Below are 4011 nucleotides of genomic sequence, written 5' to 3' on the forward strand. Positions count from 1 at the left end.
TCGGAGTATTTTAGCCACTTTGTCCTATCTTTATAAACAACTTATAAAGAATACTCCTCATAGTATAGCACTTTTATAAAATTCCGCCAAGAGTCATAATGAGCGGAGCAAATACCAATGCAATTACGGTCATCAACTTAATCAAAATGTTGATGGAAGGTCCGGAGGTATCCTTGAAAGGATCTCCTACAGTATCTCCTACAACCGCTGCCTTATGGGTTTCAGAGCCTTTTCCGCCGTTGTGGCCTTCTTCAATGTACTTTTTAGCATTGTCCCATGCTCCACCGGAGTTGGACATAAAGATTGCCATCATAACACCGGAAACCAAAGATCCTGCCAGAAGTCCGCCAAGAGCCTCAGCGCCAAGAAGTAATCCGATAGCCAGCGGTGCAATAACAGCCAGTACACCGGGAACAATCATTTCCCTTAAAGCCGCACGGGTAGAAATACTTACGCAGGTCTTATAGTCAGGCTTATCTGTTCCCGCCATAATGCCCGGCTTCTCTTTAAACTGTCTTCTTACTTCGGAAATCATGGCAAAGGCTGCCTTACTTACAGAGCTCATAGTAAATGCGGAGAAAAGGAAGGGAAGCATAGCGCCGATAAAGAGTCCGATACATACCCTACTGTCCAAAACATTGATGCTCTTTAACTGTACAGCCTCCGCATAGGATGCAAATAATGCAAGAGCTGTTAATGCTGCAGAACCGATAGCAAATCCCTTACCCATAGCTGCAGTTGTATTTCCTACAGCATCCAACTGGTCGGTAATCTTACGAACACCCTCTTCCAGACCTGCCATTTCCGCAATACCGCCCGCATTATCGGCGATAGGTCCGTAAGCATCTACCGCTACGGTGATTGCCGTTGTGGAAAGCATACCTACAGCGGATAAAGCAATACCGTAAAGTCCCAAAAGACTAAAGGATACAAAAATTGCTACGGAAATCAATAAAATAGGAATAGCAGTAGAACGCATTCCGATAGCCATACCGGAAATGATATTGGTAGCGGATCCGGTTTCAGACTGCTTCGCAATTTCCTTTACAGGAGCATAGCTGGAGGATGTGTAATACTCGGTAATGGCACCGATACATAATCCTGCAATCAAGCCTGCCGTAACGGCCAAAGCCGCATGGAAATCTCCGAAGAAATAGTTGGAAAGTCCAAAAGCAAAAACAATAACTGCCACTGCAGCAGAGTAGCTGGCAGTCTTTAATACCTTACTGGGATCCTCTCCACCGATCATTACAACGGAAAAGCTTCCTAAGATACAAGCCAGTAAGGATAATCCTGCAAGAAGCAGAGGGAAGGCAATTCCCTTATCCTGAAAAGTCAGAGCGCCTAAAGTCATAGCGGAAACCAAAGCACCTACATAGGACTCGAAAAGGTCTGCGCCCATTCCGGCAACGTCACCTACGTTATCTCCTACATTGTCCGCAATAACCGCAGGGTTTCTGGGGTCATCCTCAGGGATTCCCGCCTCAACCTTACCTACAAGGTCTGCTCCAACGTCGGCTGCCTTGGTATAGATTCCTCCACCTACACGGGCGAAAAGGGCAATGCTGGAAGCTCCCAGGGAGAATCCGGAAAGCACACCTACATCCTTAGTGAAGTAGTAGAAAAGTCCCAAGCCGAAAATACCGAAGCCTGCTACGGACATTCCCATTACAGAACCGCCGGAAAAGGCAATGGATAACGCCTTCTTCATTCCGGACTGTCTTGCCGCTTCTGCAGTACGAACATTGGCTGCGGTTGCGGAACGCATTCCGAAATATCCTGCCAATGTGGAAAGCAAAGCGCCGAAGACAAAAGCCGCTCCGCTAAGCCAGCTTCTTGTTCCCAAACCGATGCAAAGGAAAAGGCTACAAACAAAAAAAAGAAGAATCTTGTATTCCGCGAAGAGAAAGGCCTGTGCACCCTCTGCAATCGCATGGGCAATTTCCTTCATCCTCTCGTTACCGGAATCTTCCTTCTGAATCTTCTGTGCCTGAAAAAAAGCGAACAAAAGACCCAATACGCCCAATACGGGCACCAGCATAAACATAGTATTCATATTTTCCTCCCTCGTGAAACCATAAATTTTGTCAAAAACTCATGGATTTTCTCCTGCTGTTTTCCCATTTTAACAAAATGATTAGGTTTTTTCTACTATTATTTTTGAAAAAGAAATTTATTCCACTATTATTTATGCTTTTCTTTTCGTACAATTTGTTTTTATATTTTTAAATAAATAGTCTTTGCCCAAAAATCTCTTCTTATTTATTTTTCAGTAAATCAATAATCACACCTATCCCGTAGAGCATTCCTCCCAAGTAAATGGCAATATCCCCTATGTTAATGATGGCGTTTTTCAAAAAGAGAACACGGACATTGATATAGTCTGTCACCTTTCCTTTAATCAGGCGGTCATAGGTATTGGAGGAGGCCCCGCCGATTACCATGGCGGTACCCCATTTTTGCAAAAAGAAACCGTCCCCCAGAAGAATGCTCATATAGGGCAAGGCAAAAATCAGGAAGAGAGTAGCAAGCAAGGACAAGGTCTTTACCAGCTTCGGATATTTCTCCAGTCTTCCCATGGAAAATCCCGGATTATGGGCTCTTCGTATCTGCACAAGACCTTTGGAGCCGGGTAAATCTCTGGGGAAATTTTCCTTCGGCTCTTCGTCTATGGCATGTTTAAAAAGCTGGTCTATGGCAAAAATGCCTGCCGCAAAAAAGATGAGGTAACTCATTTCCTTACTGAGATACCATATCCATTCGATATGATACTGTTTCAATATCCGTAACAAAAGTCCATGCTTTCCCATTTTTTCACCCTAAATCCTTTTATAAGATTTGCCTTCTTACTCTCTGCACCTTCATCATTATGACTTTGCAGTATTCTTTATACCTTCGTCATTTTTATTTTGCAATATTCCTGATTGCTTCTTTATTCTTCTTCCCTACTCTTTTTTCTTATCCTTCTGCTTCTTCTCACCCTATTGATATGCCGTTCAAACTCTCCGCTTTCCAAAAGCTCCGTAAGGATGCACTGCTCCAGCACCGGCACGGAGCAGGAGTAAAAGGAAATTTTCTCCAGATTTTCTTTCAAATTCTTCTTTGGTAGCAATAGATACGCCATACGAAAGGCCGGACCGATGGTTTTGGAAAAGCTGTTCATGTAAAAGACATTTTCCCCGGCTTCCATGGAAAAGAGACAATCCTCCGGCTTTCCCAGGGGAGAAAACTCGGAATCATAATCATCCTCAATAATAACCGCCCCGTTTCTATGGGCAAAGTCCAGATATTCCCGCCTTTTGGACGCATCCGCCGTGATCCCTGTAGGGTAGCTGTGGAAGGGAGTCACATGAAGCACCTTGGCCTTTGCCTTTTGCAGGGCAGCACTTTCAATACCGTTCTTTCCCATGGGAAGGAGCTCCAGTTGAATACCATGGCTCTCATAAATCCTTTGCATCTTATCATAGGAAGGAGATTCCACGGCAAAGCGCTTTTCTTCTCCCAGGATTTGCGCCAGAAGGGCATAGAGATTCTCTGCTCCGGCGCCCAGAATCATTTGCTCTTCCTCCACAAAGATTCCCCGTCCTCTTCGCAAATATTCCTTCAGTGCCCTTCTTAAAAAAAACTTCCCCTGCATTTCGGAGGCTTCCAGAATCTCCTCCTGATACTTGCTCATGGCTCTCCGCACCGCTTTGGCAATGGTGGGATAGGACATTTGCTCCCGGGAAACAGCAGTTTTCCTCTTGAAAAAATCGATAAAACCGGCTTTCTCTTCCTTATCGGTAACAGGAAAAACATCTCCCTCCTGGTAGGAAACAAAGTAACCGCTTCGTTCCTTCCCCTCAATATACCCTTCCTCCTCCAAAAGTGCCAGCGCATGTTCCACTGTAATCAGGGAAATGCCCCGTTCCTCGGAAAGATAGCGCTTGGAGGGAAGGCGTTCCGAGAAGCCGTAGCGGCCTTCCACAATATCCTGCCGCATTTCCCGGTAAAGCTCCATGTACTTTTTCA

3 protein-coding genes are annotated in these 4011 nt (G+C 45.1%); all 3 read right to left on the bottom strand.

The genetic code is table 11. The features are described from left to right. Positions 1-73: 73 nt before the first annotated feature. The gene (locus RYO92_RS10925) at positions 74-2056 is read right to left on the bottom strand and encodes a sodium-translocating pyrophosphatase (protein ID WP_314833893.1); all 1983 of its coding nucleotides are present in this window, start codon (positions 2054-2056) and stop codon (positions 74-76) included. 202 nt (positions 2057-2258) lie between these two features. Beyond that, on the bottom strand, positions 2259-2810 hold the full coding sequence (locus tag RYO92_RS10930) for a signal peptidase II (RefSeq protein ID WP_315370401.1): 552 nt from the start codon (positions 2808-2810) through the stop codon (positions 2259-2261). 122 nt (positions 2811-2932) lie between these two features. Beyond that, a partial coding sequence (gene pdxR, locus RYO92_RS10935; protein WP_007156954.1) for a MocR-like pyridoxine biosynthesis transcription factor PdxR occupies positions 2933-4011 on the bottom strand: 1079 nt, incomplete at its 5' end.

Origin of the sequence: Oribacterium sinus (genome assembly GCF_963553175.1) — a bacterium.
GTDB lineage: Bacteria > Bacillota > Clostridia > Lachnospirales > Lachnospiraceae > Oribacterium > Oribacterium sinus_B.